This window comes from Streptomyces sp. NPDC092296 (genome assembly GCF_044755465.1).
Lineage (GTDB): Bacteria > Actinomycetota > Actinomycetes > Streptomycetales > Streptomycetaceae > Peterkaempfera.
The window spans coordinates 1,457,482-1,476,216 of record NZ_JBIVRB010000001.1 but is presented as its reverse complement, the minus strand read 5'-3'; the positions used below and the strand labels follow the sequence as shown (position 1 = coordinate 1,476,216).

General features: G+C 73.2%; 14 protein-coding genes. All 14 read right to left on the bottom strand.

From position 1 onward, the window contains the following. Positions 1 to 143: 143 nt before the first annotated feature. The 14 genes from ACIQGZ_RS06820 to lysA all read right to left on the bottom strand — a co-directional run bounded on the left by ACIQGZ_RS06820 (position 144) and on the right by lysA (position 18,638). The gene (locus ACIQGZ_RS06820) at positions 144 to 1,469 is read right to left on the bottom strand and encodes a glycosyltransferase family 4 protein (RefSeq protein WP_402599747.1); all 1,326 of its coding nucleotides are present in this window, start codon (positions 1,467 to 1,469) and stop codon (positions 144 to 146) included. Positions 1,470 to 1,645: 176 nt separating this feature from the next. Beyond that, positions 1,646 to 2,932: a serine hydroxymethyltransferase gene (gene glyA, locus ACIQGZ_RS06815; RefSeq protein WP_402599746.1), complete on the bottom strand. Its 1,287-nt coding sequence runs from the start codon at positions 2,930 to 2,932 to the stop codon at positions 1,646 to 1,648. 83 nt (positions 2,933 to 3,015) lie between these two features. After that, a complete protein-coding gene (locus tag ACIQGZ_RS06810; protein WP_402600011.1) occupies positions 3,016 to 3,657 on the bottom strand; it encodes a protein-tyrosine-phosphatase in 642 nt (213 codons plus the stop codon). 74 nt (positions 3,658 to 3,731) lie between these two features. Continuing rightward, positions 3,732 to 4,379: an L-threonylcarbamoyladenylate synthase gene (locus ACIQGZ_RS06805; protein WP_402599745.1), complete on the bottom strand. Its 648-nt coding sequence runs from the start codon at positions 4,377 to 4,379 to the stop codon at positions 3,732 to 3,734. Positions 4,380 to 4,482: 103 nt separating this feature from the next. Next, a complete protein-coding gene (gene prmC / locus ACIQGZ_RS06800; protein ID WP_402599744.1) occupies positions 4,483 to 5,349 on the bottom strand; it encodes a peptide chain release factor N(5)-glutamine methyltransferase in 867 nt (288 codons plus the stop codon). Positions 5,350 to 5,400: 51 nt separating this feature from the next. Next, the gene (prfA, locus tag ACIQGZ_RS06795; RefSeq protein ID WP_402599743.1) at positions 5,401 to 6,477 is read right to left on the bottom strand and encodes a peptide chain release factor 1; all 1,077 of its coding nucleotides are present in this window, start codon (positions 6,475 to 6,477) and stop codon (positions 5,401 to 5,403) included. Positions 6,478 to 6,637: 160 nt separating this feature from the next. Continuing rightward, a complete protein-coding gene (rpmE, locus tag ACIQGZ_RS06790) occupies positions 6,638 to 6,859 on the bottom strand; it encodes a 50S ribosomal protein L31 (protein WP_402599742.1) in 222 nt (73 codons plus the stop codon). Between the two features lie 135 nt (positions 6,860 to 6,994). Beyond that, positions 6,995 to 8,140 carry an LCP family protein gene (locus tag ACIQGZ_RS06785; protein ID WP_402599741.1) on the bottom strand — a complete coding sequence of 382 codons (1,146 nt, stop codon included), beginning with the start codon at positions 8,138 to 8,140 and terminating at the stop codon, positions 6,995 to 6,997. 334 nt (positions 8,141 to 8,474) lie between these two features. Then, positions 8,475 to 10,271, bottom strand: a complete 1,797-nt coding sequence (locus ACIQGZ_RS06780) for a trypsin-like serine protease (protein WP_402599740.1) — start codon at positions 10,269 to 10,271, stop codon at positions 8,475 to 8,477. Between the two features lie 263 nt (positions 10,272 to 10,534). After that, positions 10,535 to 12,742 (bottom strand): transcription termination factor Rho, encoded by a 2,208-nt coding sequence (rho, locus tag ACIQGZ_RS06775; RefSeq protein ID WP_402599739.1) that lies wholly within the window; start codon positions 12,740 to 12,742, stop codon positions 10,535 to 10,537. A 603-nt stretch (positions 12,743 to 13,345) separates the two neighbouring features. After that, positions 13,346 to 14,263: a homoserine kinase gene (thrB, locus tag ACIQGZ_RS06770; RefSeq protein ID WP_402599738.1), complete on the bottom strand. Its 918-nt coding sequence runs from the start codon at positions 14,261 to 14,263 to the stop codon at positions 13,346 to 13,348. 469 nt (positions 14,264 to 14,732) lie between these two features. Beyond that, positions 14,733 to 15,824, bottom strand: a complete 1,092-nt coding sequence (thrC, locus tag ACIQGZ_RS06765) for a threonine synthase (protein WP_402599737.1) — start codon at positions 15,822 to 15,824, stop codon at positions 14,733 to 14,735. 9 nt (positions 15,825 to 15,833) lie between these two features. Continuing rightward, entirely contained in the window at positions 15,834 to 17,126 is a 1,293-nt protein-coding gene (locus tag ACIQGZ_RS06760; protein ID WP_402599736.1) for a homoserine dehydrogenase, read from the bottom strand. Between the two features lie 117 nt (positions 17,127 to 17,243). After that, a complete protein-coding gene (gene lysA / locus ACIQGZ_RS06755; protein WP_402599735.1) occupies positions 17,244 to 18,638 on the bottom strand; it encodes a diaminopimelate decarboxylase in 1,395 nt (464 codons plus the stop codon). Positions 18,639 to 18,735 lie beyond the last annotated feature (97 nt).

Here is an 18,735-nt window from a genome sequence, read left to right as displayed (position 1 = left end):
GAGGACTATTCGGCTTGCTCCCGGTACTCGTGAACGGTATCACAAACTATTTGATGAGAGCTTTACCAACTTGGTGTGCTACCTGTCACACTGTCCGACCAGCGGTGACTCCGAACGGGTGACTCCGTTCGGCGTACCGGGACTCACCCGTTCGCGCCGCCGCGCGGGCCCGACCGGGGGCCGGAGGCGCTGGCGCCGGAGCCCAGCTGGTGGAGCAGCGCCTCGTCCTCGACGCGGAGTGCGGCGGCAGCGGTGGCGGGGCCCTCGGCGGCAGCGGTGGCGGCGGCCTCCGCCGGCTCCTCGGCGTCCCGGTAGCGGGGCGGCACCAGCGACTGGACGGCCCTGGGCGCCCGGGGCCGGAAGCGCGGCAGCAGCAGCACCACGATGCCCAGCAGGCAGAGCCCGGCGCCGATCAGCACCACCAGCCGGCCGGTCTCGGTGACCGAGAAGGCGACCGTGCTGAACGCGAAGAGCGCCGCCCAGAAGTACATGATCAGCACCGCACGGCTGTGCGAGTGGCCGATCTCCAGCAGCCGGTGGTGCAGATGCTGCTTGTCGGCCGCGAACGGCGACTTGCCCGCCCAGGTGCGGCGCACCACGGCCAGCAGCAGATCGGCCAGCGGCAGCGCGATCACGGTCAGCGGCAGCAGCAGCGGGATGTAGATCGGCACCAGGGCGTGCACCGCGTCGCGCTGCGAGCCGGTCTGCTCGATCAGCGGGTCGGGGTTGACCCGGCCGGTGATGGAGATCGCCGCCACCGCGAGCAGCAGGCCCAGCAGCATGGAGCCGGAGTCGCCCATGAAGATCCGGGCCGGGTGCAGGTTGTGCGGCAGGAAGCCCAGGCACATGCCGATCAGCACCGCGCTGAACAGCGTCGCGGGCGCCGCGTCCTCGATGCCGTAGCCGTACAGCAGCCGGTAGGAGTACAGGAAGAAGGCCATCGCGGCGATGCAGACCATGCCGGCCGCCAGGCCGTCCAGACCGTCGATGAAGTTGACCGCGTTGACCATGATCACGACCAGCAGCACCGAGATCAGGGTGCCCTGCATCGGGGTCACGTAGACCGAGCCGTAGCCGGGCACCGGCAGCGAGATCACGGTGACGCCCTGCCAGACCATCACACCGGCGGCGACCATCTGGCCGCCCATCTTGACCAGCGCGTCGACCCCCCACTTGTCGTCCAGCACGCCCAGCACCCACATGATCCCGGCGCCGGAGAGCAGCGCCTTGACGTCGCTGCCGGAGTGGAAGACGTCCTTGATGTGGGTGAGGTGCGCGGCCATCAGCAGCCCGGCGCACAGACCGCCGAACATCGCGATGCCGCCGAGCCGGGGGGTGGGCTCGCGGTGCACGTCGCGGGCGCGCACCGGCGGCATCGCGCCGGCCGCGATGGCGAACTTCCGCACCGGCGCGGTCAGCAGGTAGGTGACCGCTGCGGTGGTGAACAGCGTCAGCAGGTACTCACGCACCGGGGCCCTCCAACCTCGTGTCAACGGCGGCTTCGCTCCCCCGGACCACTGAACGGGCGGCGGTGACCAGAGGTGCCGCCATAGCTGTCTGAGGTCTCGGGTGCGTTGCCACGGCACCACACCTTATTCAGATCGACGCCCTCAGCGCGCATTGCGGTTTTGTCGACAGCGTGATGTCACCGTTTCGGTACCGGACCACGGGCCAGCTCACGCACCCGCTCGGCCAGCTCCCGGTCCGCCTCGCCGGTGCGGATCGCCCGCCCGACCAGCTCGGCCACCGTGCCCATCGCGGCGGTGTCCAGGCCCTGGGTGGTGACGCAGCCGGTGCCCAGCCGGATGCCGGAGGTCTCGGCGGGCGGCGCGGTGTCGTACGGCAGCGCGCACTTGCCCAGCAGGATGCCGGCCGCCGCGCAGCGCCGCTCGGCCTCCACGCCGCTCACCCCGAGCGCGGAGACGTCCGCGGTGACCAGGTGGGTGTCGGTGCCGCCGGTGAGCGGGCGCAGGCCCCGGGCGGCCAGGCCCTCGGCCAGCGCGGCGGCGTTGGCCACCGCGGCGCGGGCGTACCCGGCGAACTCCGGGGTGGCGGCCTGGGCCAGCGCCACCGCCTTGGCCGCCACCTCGTGCATCGAGGGGCCGCCCTGGGTGAACGGGAAGACCGCCCGGTCCACCCGTTCGGCCAGTTCGCCGGTGCAGAGCAGCAGGCCGCCGCGCGGGCCGCGCAGCATCTTGTGGCTGACGCCGACCACCACATCGGCGTACGGCACCGGGGAGGGCGCCGCGCCGCCGGCCACCAGGCCGAGGGTCTGCGCGGCGGCGGCGATCAGATACGCCCCCGCCTCGTCGGCGACGGACCGGAAGGCCGCCCAGTCGATGTGCCGGGGGTAGGAGATGCCGCCCGCCACGATGGCCTGCGGCCGGTGCCGCCGGGCCAGCTCGCGGACCTGGTCCAGGTCGATCCGGCCGTCGTCGGCGCGCACCCCGTAGCTGATGAACTCGAACCAGCGGCCGGAGAAGTTGGCCCGGGAGCCCGCCGTGAGGTGGCCGCCGTGCTGGAGCGACATCGCCAGCACCCGGTCGCCGGGGCGCAGCAGGGCCGCGTAGGCGGCGAGCATGGCGGTGGTGCCGGTGTACGGCTGCACATTGGCGTGCTCGGCGCCGAACAGCTCCCTGGCCCGGTCGACGGCCAGCAGTTCGGCGGCGTCCGCGGCGGCGCAGCCGGTGTGGTGGCGGTGTCCGGGGTAGCCCTCGGCGTACTTGTCGGCCAGCGGGCCCGCCAGGGCCGCCAGCACGGCGGCGGAGGCGGTGTTCTCGCCGGCGATCAGCTGGAGGCCGTCCCGCCGCCGGGCGGCCTCGGCGGCCAGCACGTCGGCGATCTCCGGGTCGGCGCGGCGGAGGGCTTCCGGGGCCTCCCAGAGCCGCTGTGGGCGGCCGGAGGCGGTGGACGGGGGCTCGGTGACCGTCATGGCGGGCTCCCCAGGGGTTGGCCGCGTACGGAGGGCTGGCCCCTCCAGCGTAGGCCGGGCGGCGCCGGGCGGCACGGCGACCGCTACGGGCGGGGCAGGCCGGTCAGCGCGGTGACCACCGGGTCGAGCGCGTCGTAGATCTCCTCGCCGCAGTTGCGGAACATGCTGATCGGCGCCCCGTACGGGTCGTCGACCTCGTCGGCCTCCGGGGAGGAGGCGAGCAGCCAGCCGCGCAGCGCGGCGGCGGCGCGGACCAGGGCGCGGGCCCGGCCGGCCACCCCGGCGTCGTGGACCGGGTCCGGGAGGGTGGCGGGGTCTATCGTCCGCACCAGCCGGGTGAACTCCTTGAGGGTGAAGGTGCGCAGCCCGGCCGCGTGGCCCATGGAGATCACCTGGGCCCGGTGGTCGAGCGTGGCGGTGAGCACCAGGTCGGCGTCGATGACGTGCTCGTCCAGCAGCTCCCGGCCGACGAAGCCGCCGGTGTCGGCGCCGTACTCACCGAGCACGGTGGCGGCGTGCGCCTCCATCGGGGCGCCCTCGTGGCCCCAGGTGCCGGCGCTCTCCACCAGGATCTGGGCGGCGGCCCGGCCGCCGAGCCGGGCGGTGAGCTCATGCCGGGTCAGCCGCTCGGCGATCGGGGAGCGGCAGATGTTGCCGGTGCAGACGAACAGGATGCGGAAGCGGTCGTGCGCGGTGGCGCCGGGGGCCGGCTTGGGGCCGGATATGCCGTACGGGGCGGCGGACTGGCGGCTGGGCCCGGGGAGGGCGAGCCGGCCGGGCAGCTGGGTGTCCGCGGGCGTCAACTGCCGGCCTCCAGGTCGGGTACGACCTCCCTCAGCTGGTCGGCGCTGATCGCGCCCGCGCGCAGCAGCACCGGGACCTTGCCGGTGACGTCCACGATGGAGGACGGCACCGCGTGGTCGGCGCGGCCGCCGTCGAGGTAGACCGAGACCGACTCACCGAGCTGCGCTTCGGCCTCGTCGCAGGTGGCGGGGGACGGGCCGCCGGTGAGGTTGGCGCTGGAGACGGCCATCGGGCCGGTGGTGTTCAGCAGTTCGATGGCGACCGGGTGCAGCGGCATCCGGACCGCGACGGTGCCCCGGGTCTCGCCCAGGTCCCAGCGGAGCGAGGGCTGGTGCCGGGCGACCAGGGTCAGGCCGCCGGGCCAGAAGGCGTCGACCAGTTCCCAGGCGGCCTCGGAGAAGTCGGTGACCAGGCCGTGCAGGGTGGTCGGGGAGCCGACCAGCACCGGGGAGGGCATCCCCCGGCCGCGTCCCTTGGCGGCCAGCAGTTCACCGACGGCCTCCGGGGAGAAGGCGTCGGCGCCCAGGCCGTACACGGTGTCCGTGGGGAGCACCACCAGCTCGCCGCGACGGATGGCGGATGCGGCCTCCCGCAGTCCGGTTGCCCGGTCGCTCGGATCGGCGCAGTCGTAGCGGCGGCTCATCGGTACAGGCCCCTTCCGGACGGCATGACAGCGGTGGTGATGGTGGTGACGGTGGCAGCGGTGGTGACGGTGACGGTGGTGACAGCGGTGGTGGAGCGGGGGGTCACGGCACCGCCCGGCGGGCGGTGGTGAAGCGGGGGCGGTTGTTGAGGTCGCGGTGGTCGGCCGCGTCGGTCCAGCCGCCGTCCTCGTTGAAGATCCACGGGACCTGGCCGCCCTGGGTGTCGGCGTGCTCCACCACCACGACGCCGCCGGGGCGCAGCAGTCTGGCGGCGACCCGCTCGATGCCGCGGATGGTGGTCAGGCCGTCCTCGCCGGAGAACAGCGCCAGCTGCGGGTCGTGGTCGCGGGCCTCGGGGGCGACGTACTCCCACTCGGTGAGCGGGATGTACGGCGGATTGCTGATCACCAGGTCGAAGCGGCCGTCCCAGGAGCGGTCGTCCTCGAAGGCGCGGGTGGCGTCACCGGCGTGCAGGGTGATCCTGGCCCGGTCGGGGCTGGCGTCGATGTTGCGGCGGGTCCAGGTGAGCGCGGGCTCGTCCAGCTCGAAGGCGTGCACCGTGCTGCGCGGCACCTCCTGGGCGATGGCCAGCGCGATGGCGCCGGAGCCGGTGCACAGGTCGACCACCAGCGGTTCGGCCACGTCCATGTCGCGGACGGCGTCTATCGCCCAGTCGACCACCGTCTCGGTCTCCGGGCGGGGGACGAAGACGCCCGGCCCGACCCGCAGCTCCAGGTAGCGGAAGAAGGCGCGGCCGGTGATGTGCTGGAGCGGCTCGCGGGCCTCGCGGCGGGCGATGGCCTCCCAGTAGCGGGCGTCGAAGTCCGCGTCGGGGACGGTGTGCAACTGGCCGCGCTTGACGCCGTGGATGTGCGCGGCCAACTCCTCGGCGTCGAACCTCGGCGACGGCACGCCGGCCGCGGCCAACCGCTGGGTGGCCTGGGCCACCTCGGCGAGCAGCAGGTTCATCCGGCCCCCTTCCTGGTGTACGGCGGCTTCCGGCCCCCGAGCGGCGGTGGTTCAGCTCTCCTGGGCCGCGGCGAGCTTGGCCGCGGCATCGGCGTCCACGCAGGACTGGATCATGGTGTCCAGGTCCCCGTCGAGCACCTGGTCCAAGTTGTACGCCTTGTAGCCGACCCGGTGGTCGGAGATGCGGTTCTCCGGGAAGTTGTAGGTGCGGATGCGCTCGGAGCGGTCCACGGTGCGGACCTGGCTGCGGCGGGCGTCGGACGCCTCGCGCTCGGCCTCCTCCTGGGCGGCGGCCAGCAGCCGGGACCGCAGGATGCGCATCGCCTGCTCCTTGTTCTGGAGCTGGCTCTTCTCATTCTGGCAGGAGACCACGATGCCGGTGGGCAGGTGGGTGATCCGGACCGCGGAGTCGGTGGTGTTGACCGACTGGCCGCCGGGGCCCGAGGAGCGGTAGACGTCGATCCGCAGGTCGTTGGGGCCGATCTCGACCTCGACCTCCTCGGCCTCCGGGGTGACCAGCACCCCGGCGGCGGAGGTGTGGATGCGGCCCTGCGACTCGGTGGCCGGGACGCGCTGCACCCGGTGCACCCCGCCCTCGTACTTCAGCCGGGCCCAGACGCCCTGACCGGGCTCGGTGCTGCCCCTGGTCTTCACGGCCACCTGGACGTCCTTGTAACCGCCGAGGTCGGAGGCGTTGGCGTCCAGGATCTCGGTCTTCCAGCCGACCCGCTCGGCGTAGCGCAGGTACATCCGCAGCAGGTCGCCGGCGAACAGCGCCGACTCCTCGCCGCCCTCGCCCGCCTTGACCTCCAGGATGACGTCCTTGTCGTCATTGGGGTCGCGCGGCACCAGCAGCAGCCGCAGCCGCTCGGTGAGCTCCTCGCGCTCCGCCTCCAGCTGCTTGACCTCGGCGATGAAGTCGGGGTCGTCGGCGGCGAACTCGCGGGCGGTCTCCACGTCCTCGCCGGTCTGCCGCCAGGCGCGGTACGCCTCGGTGATCGGGGTCAGCTCCGCGTAGCGCTTGGCGAGCTTGCGGGCGTTGGCCTGGTCGGCGTGGACCGACGGGTCGGCCAGCCTCTTTTCGAGGTCGGCGTGCTCGGTGAGGAGCTCTGCGACTGCCTCGAACATGGCTGGTCCTACTTCCGGTACGTGAGGGGTGCTGCGGCTGCTGGGCGGGTGGGCGGGGGGCGCTGGGGGGGCTGCTGAGCGGGTGGGACGCGAACGGCGCCGGTCGGGGGCCCTCCCGCAGGCGTGCTGCGGGGGGCGCCCGGCCGGCGCCGAGAGGTCGCTACTTCTTGACGGCGTGCTGCTTGCCGAAGCGGGCCTCGAAGCGGGCAACGCGGCCGCCGGTGTCGAGGATCTTCTGCTTGCCGGTGTAGAAGGGGTGGCACTGCGAGCAGACGTCGGTGCGGATGACGCCGCCGTTGGCGGTGCTCCGAGTGGTGAACTCGGCACCACAGGTGCAGGTCACCTGGGTGACGTTGTACTCGGGGTGGATGTCGCTCTTCAAGGGGGCTCTCCTAGCGGTTCGGGAGGGTACCGGGTCGTACGGCCGTTGCCGCGCGTGAACCGGGACCGACGTATCAGTCTGCCAGGACTGACCGCCTCTTCCCAAACCGGGGCGGCGCCCCGGCTATTCCGCAGGTCAGCGGTGGCCTGCGGCGCGCGGGCCCAGCGGCGAGCCCACCCGGGCGGGCGACGGCGTGGCGGACGGCGCCGACAGCGGGGAGTTGGCGGGGTTGGCGGGCTGCTGGGCGAGGATGTCCACCGGGATCGGCCCGTCGTCCTTGAGCGCCGCCCAGAGCCGGGACGCCTGCGGCTCGGTGGCCACCACCCGGTTGGGGTTGCTGGGCGCGTAGTGCACCGGCAGGGTGACCGTGCTCAGGTCGGCGGCGCCGATGCCCTTGAGGGTCTGGGAGAGCCCCACCAGCGCGTTGACCGACGCCAGGTCGGTATCGGCGGTGATGCTCCTGGTCAGGGTGTCCGCGACCGAGTAGAGCTTGACCGGGTTGGCCAGCAGCCCGGCGTCGTGCGCCTGGCTGATGATGGACTTCATCATCTGCTGCTGCAGCTCGGTGCGGCCCAGGTCGCTGCCGTCGCCGACGCCGTGCCGGGTGCGGACGAAGGCCAGCGCCTGGTCGCCGCCCAGGTGGTGGGTGCCCCGGGCCAGGGTGAGGCCGCTCTGCCGGTCCTTGATGTCCACGGTGGTGGTCACGTCGACCCCGCCGATGGCGTCGATGAAGTTGGCGAACCCGGCGAAGTCGATCTCCACGAAGTGGTCCATCCGCAGCCCGGTGATGTCCTCCACGGTCTTCACCGCGCAGGCGGCCCCGCCGACCTCGTAGGCGCTGTTGAACATGGCGCCCGAGACGGCGGGCGCCGTGCTGCCGTCCGCCTTGGTGCAGGCGGGCCGGTCGACCAGGGTGTCACGCGGGATCGACACCACCGACCCGTGCTTGTGGTCGCGCTCCACATGCACCACCATCGCGGTGTCCGAGCGCGCCGTGCCGTCGTTGGCGCCGCCCACCTTGGCGCGGTTGGCGCCGGCGCGGGAGTCGGAGCCCAGCAGCAGGATGTTGAAGTCGCCGCTGGTGGACGCCGGCGGCCGGGCGTGGCCCAGCAGCGAATCCACATCGACGCTGGTGATGTTCTGGTTCAGCTTCCAGTACACGAAGCCGGCGAACCCGGCGCCCACCAGCAGCACGGCGGCCAGCGACAGGCCCGCGATCCGCAGGCCGCGCCGGTGGCGCCCGGCGGGCGTCGGCTGCTGGTCCTTCTGCTGCTCGGCCATGGTGCTCGGTCCGCCCCTCGTCTGCTCCCGCGCCCCGCGCGGACCGGCTCCCGGACTGGACGCACGCCTGCGGGCCGGATCGGCCGGGCCCGGACAGGGCGTACTACGCTAATCGAACATATGCACTGATCGGACGTACTGCACTGCTGGGACGTACTGCTGCGACGTACTGCTAGGACGTACTGCGACTCCGCTGCGGTTCCCATCACCTGGCGGACCACTTCGAGCATACGGGACAGGGCGGACATCACGGTCGTAGCCGGACACGGCCGCGTCCCGCCGGGCGTGGCCCGGCGGGACGCGGTGTCGGCTGCGGCCGGCCGTCGGCCCGGGGTCAGCCCAGGATGGTGAAGGACTTCCAGCTGCCGGAGCCCAGCTTCACCCGGCTCGCGAACTTGCCGTTGCCCTTGCCCGGGTACAGATAGAGCGACCCGTTGCTGAAGCGGGCCAGCAGGTCGGCATGGCCGTCACCGTCGACGTCCCCGACGGCGGCGAGCGCGTCGGCGGACTTGAAGCCCTGGCTCAGCGTCCGGCGGGCGGCGAACTTGCCGTTGCCCTTGCCCGGCCACAGGTACAGGCCGCCGCTGGAGGTGCGGGCCACCAGGTCGGGGATGCCGTCACCGGTGAAGTCACCGTGCCCCACCAGCTGCCGGTAGCCCTTGAAGCCCGAGCCCACCTTGAAGCGCTTGCCGAACTTCCCGGTGCCCTTGCCCGGGTAGACCCACACCTTGCCCGCGCTGTCCACGGTCAGCATGTCCTGCCAGCCGTCACCGGTGAGGTCGCCCGGCACCACGATCTGCCGCACGCCCTTCCAGCCGGTCGCCAGCCGGGTGGTCTTCCACGCCTTGCCGGTGTAGTGCCGCCAGTACAGCGAGCCGTTGGTGCCCCTCATGACCAGGTCGGCGATGCCGTCCCGGTCCAGGTCCGCCTGGATCACCAGGTTGTAGGACTTCCAGCCGGAGCCGGTCGAGGTGCGCGAGCGCAGCGTGCCGCCCCGGTAGACGTACCCCTGGCCCTTGGCGGTGCGGACCAGCAGGTCGGCCTTGCCGTCCTCGGTCCAGTCGGTGTCGGTGATCCGCTCCATCGCGGCGGCGGTGTACGTGCTCACCTTGGTGTAGACGTCGTAGCCGCCCTGCTCCACGCAGTCGCCCGCGCCCCAGGAGACGATGCCCGCGATCCGGCCGCCCACCACCAGCGGACCGCCGGAGTCGCCGTGGCAGCTGGCGACGGTGGTCTCGGCGCTGCCGGTGCCGGGCTTGCCGGCGCAGAGCATCTTCCCCGCCGCGTACAGGCCGGCCGTGTCCGGCAGCTTGTTCAGCGCGCTGCGGCAGGTGGCGTCCGCGACGATCGGCAGGGCGGCCTTGCGCAGTTGCGGCGACAGGTCGGCGTCCGGGTCGCTCCCGGCGGAGGTCAGGCCCCAGCCGTACACGGTGCCGACCGTACCGGCCTTGTACGAGGCGGTGTCACCCGCAGGGGCCAGCCGGGCGGTACGGGCCGTCAGCGCCCGGTCCAGGGTGAGCACCGCGATGTCGTTCTGCAGGGTGCGGTCGCTGTACTTGGGGTGGCTCCACTGCCGCCAGACCCCGGCGATCTTGCCGTTGCTGCCGTTCCACAGGGCGCTGGTGGAGCTGACCACGATGCCGTTCTGCTGCCACTTCAGCCCGGCCACGCAGTGCGCGGCGGTGAGGACCTTGTCCGGGGCCACCAGGGTCCCGCCGCAGAACTGCGCCGTCCCGTCGCCCAGCAGGTACCAGAGCTGCACCATGGAAGGGGCGTTGGCGATGGGGGCGGTCGACCCGCCGATGATCCGCGTGGTGACGGCGGCTGACGACCCGTCGGCACCGGACGCCTCGGCGCCGGACGACACCGTGGGAGCGCTCCCCAGCAGGCCCTGCCGCTGCGCCGCCTTGCGGATGCGGGCCACCAGCGCCTGGTCCACCGGGTGGCCGCTCTTGGCGGTGGTGGGGACCAGCTCGCTCTTGGCCGCGGTCGCCACCGGTACGTCCGACCCGGCCCACGCCTCGGAGGCCACCAAGGCCGCGCCACCCACCAGAGCGGTGGCGAGAAGGGCGGCCGGGAGCTTGTGCCTGCGTATCCGGTGCTTCCCGGAGGCACGTTGAGCTCGTTTCACTCGATCTCCTGTGGCAGAGGGAGCGCGCTCCCCCGGAGGCGCCCGCAGTCAGGTGCCGGCGGGCAGACGTCCGGGGCGGCGCGCACAGCGCCGCGCACACCGGTGATCCACACACGTGCGGCCCGTCGATGCTATTGGCCGATCGGAGGCCGGCGCGCACCGGGGTCGGAGTTGTGACGGAATCCGGACGTCCGGCGGCCGGGGCCGGACATGGCAGGGGCCCCGGACCAATGTGCGGTCCGGGGCCCCTGGTTGACGGCGCGTCAGTCGTTGTTGCCGGGCGTCGTCTTGGCGATCTGCATCAGGAACTCGCCGTTGCTGCTGGTCTTGCGCATCCGGTCCAGCAGCAGCTCGATGGCCTGCTGCTGGTCCAGCGCGTGCAGCACCCGGCGGAGCTTCCAGGTGATGGCCAGCTCCTCGCTGCCGAGCAGGATCTCCTCCTTGCGGGTGGAGGACGCGTCGACGTCCACCGCCGGGAAGATCCGCTTGTCGGACAGCTTGCGGTCCAGCCGCAGCTCCATGTTGCCGGTGCCCTTGAACTCCTCGAAGACCACCTCGTCGGCCCGGGAGCCGGTCTCCACCAGCGCGGTGGCGAGGATGGTCAGCGAGCCGCCGTTCTCGATGTTGCGCGCGGCGCCGAAGAACTTCTTCGGCGGGTAGAGCGCGGTCGAGTCGACACCGCCGGAGAGGATGCGGCCGGAGGCCGGCGCCGCCAGGTTGTAGGCGCGGCCCAGCCGGGTGATCGAGTCCAGCAGGATGACCACGTCGTGGCCCAGCTCCACCAGGCGCTTGGCGCGCTCGATGGCCAGCTCCGCGACGACCGTGTGGTCCTCGGCCGGGCGGTCGAAGGTCGAGGAGATGACCTCGCCCTTGACCGACCGCTGCATGTCGGTGACCTCTTCCGGACGCTCGTCGACCAGGACGACCATCAGGTGGCACTCGGGGTTGTTGCGGGTGATCGCATTGGCGATCGACTGCATGATCATCGTCTTGCCGGTCTTCGGCGGGGCGACGATCAGACCGCGCTGCCCCTTGCCGATCGGGGCGACCAGGTCGATGATCCGGGTGGTCAGCACGCCCGGGTCGGTCTCCAGCCGCAGCCGCTCCTGCGGGTACAGCGGCGTCAGCTTGCCGAACTCGGGGCGGCCGCGGCCGGACTCCGGGTCCATGCCGTTCACCGAGTCCAGCCGGACCAGCGCGTTGAACTTCTCGCGGCGCTCGCCGTCCTTGGGCTGGCGCACCGCACCGGTGATGGCGTCGCCCTTGCGCAGGCCGTTCTTGCGGACCTGGGCCAGCGAGACGTACACGTCATTGGGACCGGGCAGGTAGCCGGACGTCCGTACGAACGCGTAGTTGTCGAGGATGTCCAGGATGCCGGCGACCGGGATCAGGACGTCGTCCTCACCGATCTGCGGCTCATTGGCGGTCTCGAAGCCCTCGCGGCGACCACCCCGGCGGTTGCGGTCGCGGTAGCGGCCGCGACGGCCGCGACGGCCGCCGTCGAAGTCGTCGTCGTCCTGCGGCTGCTGGTCGCGGCGCTGGTCACGGGACTGGTCACGGGACTGGCCGCCCTGCTGGCCGCCGTCCTGCCGGAAGTCCTGGCGGCTCTCCTGGCGGTCGCCGCCCTGGCGACCGTCACCCTGGCGGCCGTCACCCTGGCGGTCGCCACCCTGCCGGCCGTCGGTCCGGCCGTCGCCCCGGTTGTCGCGGTCGCGGCGGTTGCGCCGGTCGCGGCGGGTCTCGCGGTCGCCCTGGCCGTCGCCGCCGCCCTGGCCGTCGCCGGCCTCCTGGCGGTCGGTGCGGTCGGTGCGGTCCCGGCGGTCGCGGCGCTCACGGCGGCCGTCACCGCCCTGGCGGCCGTCCTCGGACGGCTTCTCCCGGGTCTCGGTGGCCACCGAGGCGGTCGGCTCGGCGCGCTCGGCGACGGCCTCCTGCACCGTCTCGGCGGCGGTCGCGACCGGGGCGCCGGCCGCACCGGCGGGCGTACCGGCGGCAGAGGTGGCCCGGCGGCGGGGACGCTCGGCGCGGGCCGGGGCGGGGGCCTCGGCGGCGGCGGTGTCGCCCGCCACCTGGCCGGGGATCTCGATCTGGGCCGGCTCGGCGGCGGCGGCGCGGGTCCGGGTGCGGCGGACCGGCTTCTCCTCGGCGGGCGCGCTCTCGGCGGGCTTGGCGGCCTCGGCCTTGGCCTTGGCGGTGCCGCGCTTGGCGGCGGGGGCGGCCGGGGCCTCGCCGCCGGACAGCAGCGGGTCGCCGCCGTTCTTCTCCTTGATGGCGTCGATCAGCTGGCTCTTGCGCATCCGCCCGGTACCGCTGATACCGAGGCCGGAAGCCAACTGCTGGAGCTCGGCGAGGACCAGGCCGTTGAGGCCGGTGCCCTGGGCCCGGCGACGCTTGGGCGCGGGGGCCGCGGCCGCCGCGTCCGGAGCATCGGCGTCCGGGCGCGCGCCCATCAGATCGGTGGTGTCGCTCACGAAGGGTCCTTCCCTGGAGCGGACGTCGGCCTGTCTGGCTCGGCGACCGGTCGTGCTGTCCGTCCTGCTTGGTGTGCAGGTCCGGGGCGGTGTTCCGCCGGATGGCGGTTGAAGGTGTGGTGATGTGCGGTGCCCAGTGCGGCGCCGCCGTACGCGTCGGCCCTACACCGGCCGTACCGCTCCGCTCTGGATTCCGGGCCCCCGTCGCGCGGCGGTGGCCCTGGTACCCCCGGGCGCGGCCTCAGGTGGAGGCCGGCGGCTGCGGGCGCCCCCTAGCGCGGTCGGGGCCGGACACCGTCACGGCTTCGGGACGCGGCCGAACTCGCGCAGGCAGGCTGCGTACGCGGTGAGGCAGGCTCCCGGAGAATCGTGGTCCCGTACTTCCGGTATACCCCGTCAGGATGAGGAGCCGGGATCGGGACACTGAGCACCCGGCCCCGGAGGGCTCCTGGTGCTCGCATGAGATTAACACTACTGGACCCAACAAACATTCCCCCACCCCGTGTGCGCCAATCGTGTTCCGTGCCTTACTCGTCAGCCCTTCGCGCCACCGCGTCGGACACCGGTCGAGCGGGCGGGGACCCGGCCCCCGCCTGCGCGTCCTCAGCCCGCGAGCGGCAGCACCGAAGCGCCGTCGTGGTCGAACTCCAGGCAGTGCGCCGCCCACCCCGGCCCGGCGAAGCGGGCGAGCTTCTCGGCCGTGCCGACGTCCGAGAGCGCCAGTACGGTCGGCCCGGCGCCGGAGACGACGGCCGGTACGCCCTCGCCGCGCAGGGCGGCGACCAGCGCGGTGCTCTCCGGCATCGCGGAGGAGCGGTAGTCCTGGTGGATGCGGTCCTCGGTGGCCGGCAGCAGCAGTTCGGGGCGCCGGGTGAGCGCCTCGACCAGCAGCGCGGCGCGGCCGGCGTTCAGCGCGGCGTCGGCGTGCGGGACGGTACGCGGCAGCAGACCGCGCGCGGTCTCGGTGAGCAGCGGCGTCACCGGGACGAACACCACCGGTACGACCTCGGGCGACGGCTCCAGGCGCACCGCGCGGGCCGACTCGTCGTCGGTCCAGGCGACGGTGAAGCCGCCGTACAGACAGGCCGCGACATTGTCGGGATGGCCCTCCAGCTCGGAGGCCAGTTCCAGCAGACCCGCGTCGTCCAGCAGCGAGGGGCCGCCGATGGCCACCGCCCTGGCCGCGACGATGCCCGCGCAGATGGCGGCGGAGGACGAGCCCAGGCCGCGGCCGTGCGGTATGCGGTTGGCGCAGACCACCTCCAGGCCGCGCGGCTGGCCGCCGAGCACGTCGAAGGCGGCGCGCAGCGAGCGCACCACCAGGTGCCGCTCGTCGCGGGCCAGGGTGTCGGCGCCCTCGCCGGCTATGTCGACGTGCAGTCCGGAGTCGGCCACCCGGACCACGACGTCGTCGTACAGGCCCAGTGCCAGTCCGAAGGCGTCGAAGCCGGGGCCGAGGTTGGCGCTGGTCGCGGGGACCCGCACCCGGACGGCTGCGGCGCGGAACGCGGGACCGGCCATGCGGTGAACTCTCCTGGACTGAGTGGGGCCCGGCTGAGCGCGGGCCTGGAACCGGTTGGGAGCCTTGGACGGATTGGCCAGGGACGGACTGGCCGTGGACGGGGTGGCCGTGGACGGGGTGGGTGGTCGTCGTGCGGCGGGTCGATGCGAGCCCGGTCCCACCGGGCGCCCGTGGGGCCGGGCGACGGCGGTGCGCCTGCCGGTGGCACATTCACCCGGCCTGTACCGGCGACCTGTGCCGCCCGTGCCGCCACCAGGGTATCGAAGAGAGGTTCTGCGGCGGTACACCCCGCCGCGCTGTTGTCGGCCGTGTTGCGGGGTCGGCCGGAAACGCACCGGTCGGACGGCCCGGCGGGGCCCGATCAGGTGGCCGGAATCGGCCGGCCCGGTCGCGCCGGGCGGCGGGGGCGGCACGGGGCCGCTCCGGCCGCCCGGACGATCCGGAGGCGGGTGGGTGCCGGGGCGCGGGTCAGTCGGTGAGACCGAGCCGCTCGGCGGCCGCGTCGGCGTCGACCGGGACCACCACGGGCTGGGGCGCGCCCATCACCGCCCAGTCCGGGTCCTTGAGGCCGTTGCCGGTGACGGTGCAGACGATCCGCTGGCCGGGGTCGACCAGGCCGCGCTCCGCCGCGTACAGCAGACCGGCCACCGAGGCGGCCGAGGCCGGCTCCACGAAGACGCCCTCGCGGGAGGCCAGCAGCCGGTAGGCGGCCAGGATCTGACGGTCGGTCACCTTGTCGATCAGGCCGCCCGACTCGTCCCGGGCGGCCAGGGCGAAGTCCCAGGAGGCCGGGTTCCCGATCCGGATCGCGGTGGCGATGGTCTGCGGCTTGAGCACCGGGGCGCCGTCCACGATCGGCGCCGAGCCGGACGCCTGGAAGCCCCACATCCGGGGCTTGCGGGTGGCCAGGCCGTCCGCCGCGTACTCGCGGTAGCCGCGCCAGTAGGCGGTGATGTTGCCCGCGTTGCCGACCGGCAGCACATGGATGTCCGGGGCGTCGCCCAGCGCGTCCACGATCTCGAAGGAGGCGGTCTTCTGGCCCTCGATGCGCGCCGGGTTCACCGAGTTCACCAGGGCGACCGGGTACTTGTCGGACAGGCCCCGGGCCAGGGTGAGGCAGTCGTCGAAGTTGCCGTCCACCTGGAGGATGCGGGCGCCGTGCACCAGCGCCTGGCCCATCTTGCCCAGCGCGATCTTGCCCTGCGGGACCAGCACCGCGCAGACCATGCCGGCCCGCACCGCGTAGGCGGCGGCGGAGGCGGAGGTGTTGCCGGTGGAGGCGCAGATGACGGCCTGCGCGCCGTCCTGCTTGGCCTGGGAGATGGCCATGGTCATGCCCCGGTCCTTGAAGGAACCGGTCGGGTTGGCGCCCTCCACCTTGAGGTACACGTCGCAGCCGGTGCGCTCGGAGAGCAGCTGGGCCGGGACGAGGGGCGTGCCGCCCTCGAGGAGGGTGACCACCGGGGTGGTGTCGGTGACCGGGAGCCGGTCGCGGTACTCCTCGATGAGGCCCCGCCACTGGTGGGTGTGGCGCCTGGGGCTGTCGACGACGGCGTTCATGCTGCTCTCCTACTCCCCTTCGACCCGCATGATGCTGGCCACGTCACGCACGCTGTCCAGCGTACGGAGCTTGTCGACCGTCGCCGACAGCGCGGCGTCGGTGGCACGGTGGGTGACCACCACGAGCGAGGCGTCGCCGTCGCGGCCCTGCTGGCGCACGGTGTCGATGGAGACGCCGTGCTCCGCGAAGACCATCGCGACCTGGGCCAGCACGCCCGCCCGGTCCGCGACGTCCAGGCTGACGTGGTAGCGGGTGACGACATCGCCCATGGGCCGGGCCGGCAGCTCGGCGTAGGCGGACTCGCCCGGACCGGTGGCCCCGGCGATCTTGTTGCGGCAGACGGCGACCAGGTCGCCGAGGACGGCACTGGCGGTCGGTGAGCCGCCGGCGCCCGGACCGTAGAACATCAGCCGGCCGGCCGCCTCGGCCTCCACGAAGACGGCGTTGTACGCCTCGCGGACCGACGCCAGCGGATGGCTGAGCGGGATCATCGCGGGGTGGACCCGGGCGGTGACGCTCCGGCCGTCCCGGGACCGCTCGCAGATGGCCAGCAGCTTGACCACGCAGCCCATCCGCCGGGCACTCTGGATGTCGGCGGCGGTGACCTCGGTGATGCCCTCGCGGTAGACGTCGGCGGCGGTGACCCGGGTGTGGAAGGCGATTCCGGCCAGGATCGCGGCCTTGGCGGCGGCGTCGAAGCCCTCCACGTCGGCGGTCGGGTCGGCCTCCGCGTAGCCGAGCGCGGTGGCCTCCTCCAGCGCCTCGGAGTAGCCGGCGCCGGTGGAGTCCATCTTGTCGAGGATGAAGTTGGTGGTGCCGTTGACGATGCCCAGCACCCGGTTGACCTTGTCGCCGGCCAGCGACTCGCGCAGCGGCCGGATCAGCGGGATGGCCCCGGCCACCGCCGCCTCGTAGTAGAGGTCCACCCCGGCGCCGGCGGCGGCGGCGTGCAGCACCGCGCCGTCCTGGGCCAGCAGCGCCTTGTTGGCGCTGACCACCGAGGCGCCGTGCTCCATCGCGGACAGGAGCAGGCCGCGGGCCGGCTCGATGCCGCCGATCACCTCGACCACCACATCGATGCCGTCGCGTTTCACCAGCTCGGTGGCGTCGGTGGTGACCAGGTGCTCGGGTACGCCGGGGCGGGGGCGGCCGGGGCGGCGCACGGCCACACCGGCCAGCTCCACCGGCGCGCCGATGCGTGCGGTGAGGTCGGCGGCGTGTGTCGTCATGATGCGCGCCACCTCGGAGCCGACCACTCCACAGCCCAGCAGCGCCACCTTCAGCGGCCGCGTACGCATCATCCGACTCCGCTCTCGTCTTCCGTCGTCGAGTTGTCACCGGGGATCGCTCCCCCGCCCAGTCTCATGGACACGGGGGTGGGATCTCCGCCCGTTCCACGATCTGAGACCAGAATTTCATCAGCCGATATCGAGGTGCAGCAGATCCTCTTCCGTCTCCCGCCGCAGCACGGCTCGGGCCCGGCCCTCGCGCACCGCCACCACCGGCGGGCGCAGCACATGGTTGTAGTTGCTGGCCATCGAGCGGCAGTAGGCGCCGGTGGCCGGGACGGCGACCAGGTCGCCGGGGGCCAGGTCGGCGGGGAGGAAGGCGTCCCGGACCACGATGTCGCCGGACTCGCAGTGCTTGCCGACCACCCGGGTCAGCATCGGCTCGGCGTCCGAGGAGCGGGAGACCAGCGCGACCGAGTAGTCGGCGTCGTACAGCGCGGTGCGGATGTTGTCCGACATGCCGCCGTCGACGCTGACGTACGTCCGCAGCCCGTCCAGGTGCTTGACGGTGCCGACCTCGTACAGGGTGAAGGTCGTCGGGCCGACGATGGCGCGGCCCGGCTCCATCGACAGCCGGGGGGCCCGCAGACCGGCGGACTCGCACTCGCGGCGGACGATCTCGGCCAGCGACTTGGCGATCATCTCCGGCTCGCCGGGGTCGTCCTCGCTGGTGTACGCGATGCCGAGGCCGCCGCCGAGGTCGATCTCCGGCAGCTGGACGCCGTGCTCGTCGCGGATCTCGCCCAGCAGCCCGACCAGGCGGCGGGCGGCCACCTCGAAGCCCGCCGTGTCGAAGATCTGCGAGCCGATGTGCGAGTGCAGGCCGACCAGCTCCAGGCTGTCCAGCTTGAGCACCCGGCGCACCGCCTCGGCGGCGGCGCCGCCGGCCAGCGAGAGGCCGAACTTCTGGTCCTCGTGGGCGGTGGCGATGAACTCGTGGGTGTGCGCCTCGACGCCCACCGTCACCCGGACCAGCACCTTCTGCCGTACGCCCTGCTCGTCCGCGATGAAGGCCAGCCGGGCGATCTCCTCGTACGAGTCGACCACGATGCGCCCGACCCCGGCCGCCACCGCCCGCTCCAGCTCATGCGCCGACTTGTTGTTGCCGTGGAAGGCGATCCGGTCGGCGGGCATCCCGGCGGAGAGCGCCACCGCCAGCTCGCCGCCGCTGCACACGTCCAGGCCGAGGCCCTCCTCGTGCAGCCAGCGGACCACCGCGCGGCAGAGGAACGCCTTGCCCGCGTAGAAGACGTCCGCCTCGTCGCCGAACGCCTGCCGCCAGGCGCGCGCCCTGGCCCGGAAGTCGTCCTCGTCCAGGATGTAGGCGGGGGTGCCGAACTCCTCCGCGAGGGTGCGCACATCGACCCCGCCGACGGAGGCCGCGCCGCCGACCGGGCCACGGGCGACGGTGCGCGCCCAGACCTTGGGGTCCAGCGCGTTGAGGTCGGCGGGCGGTGCGCTGTAGTGGCCCTCCGGCATGACATCGCCGTGGCGCGGGCCCGCGGGGTGCGCGGAGCGGCTCATGGTGCTGATCTCTCCTTGTGCGTCAGCTGGTACGTCGGCGGCCGCCCGGCAGCGGGGTGCGGCGGCGGGGCGGGGGCACCGCCACCACCGCCGCCGG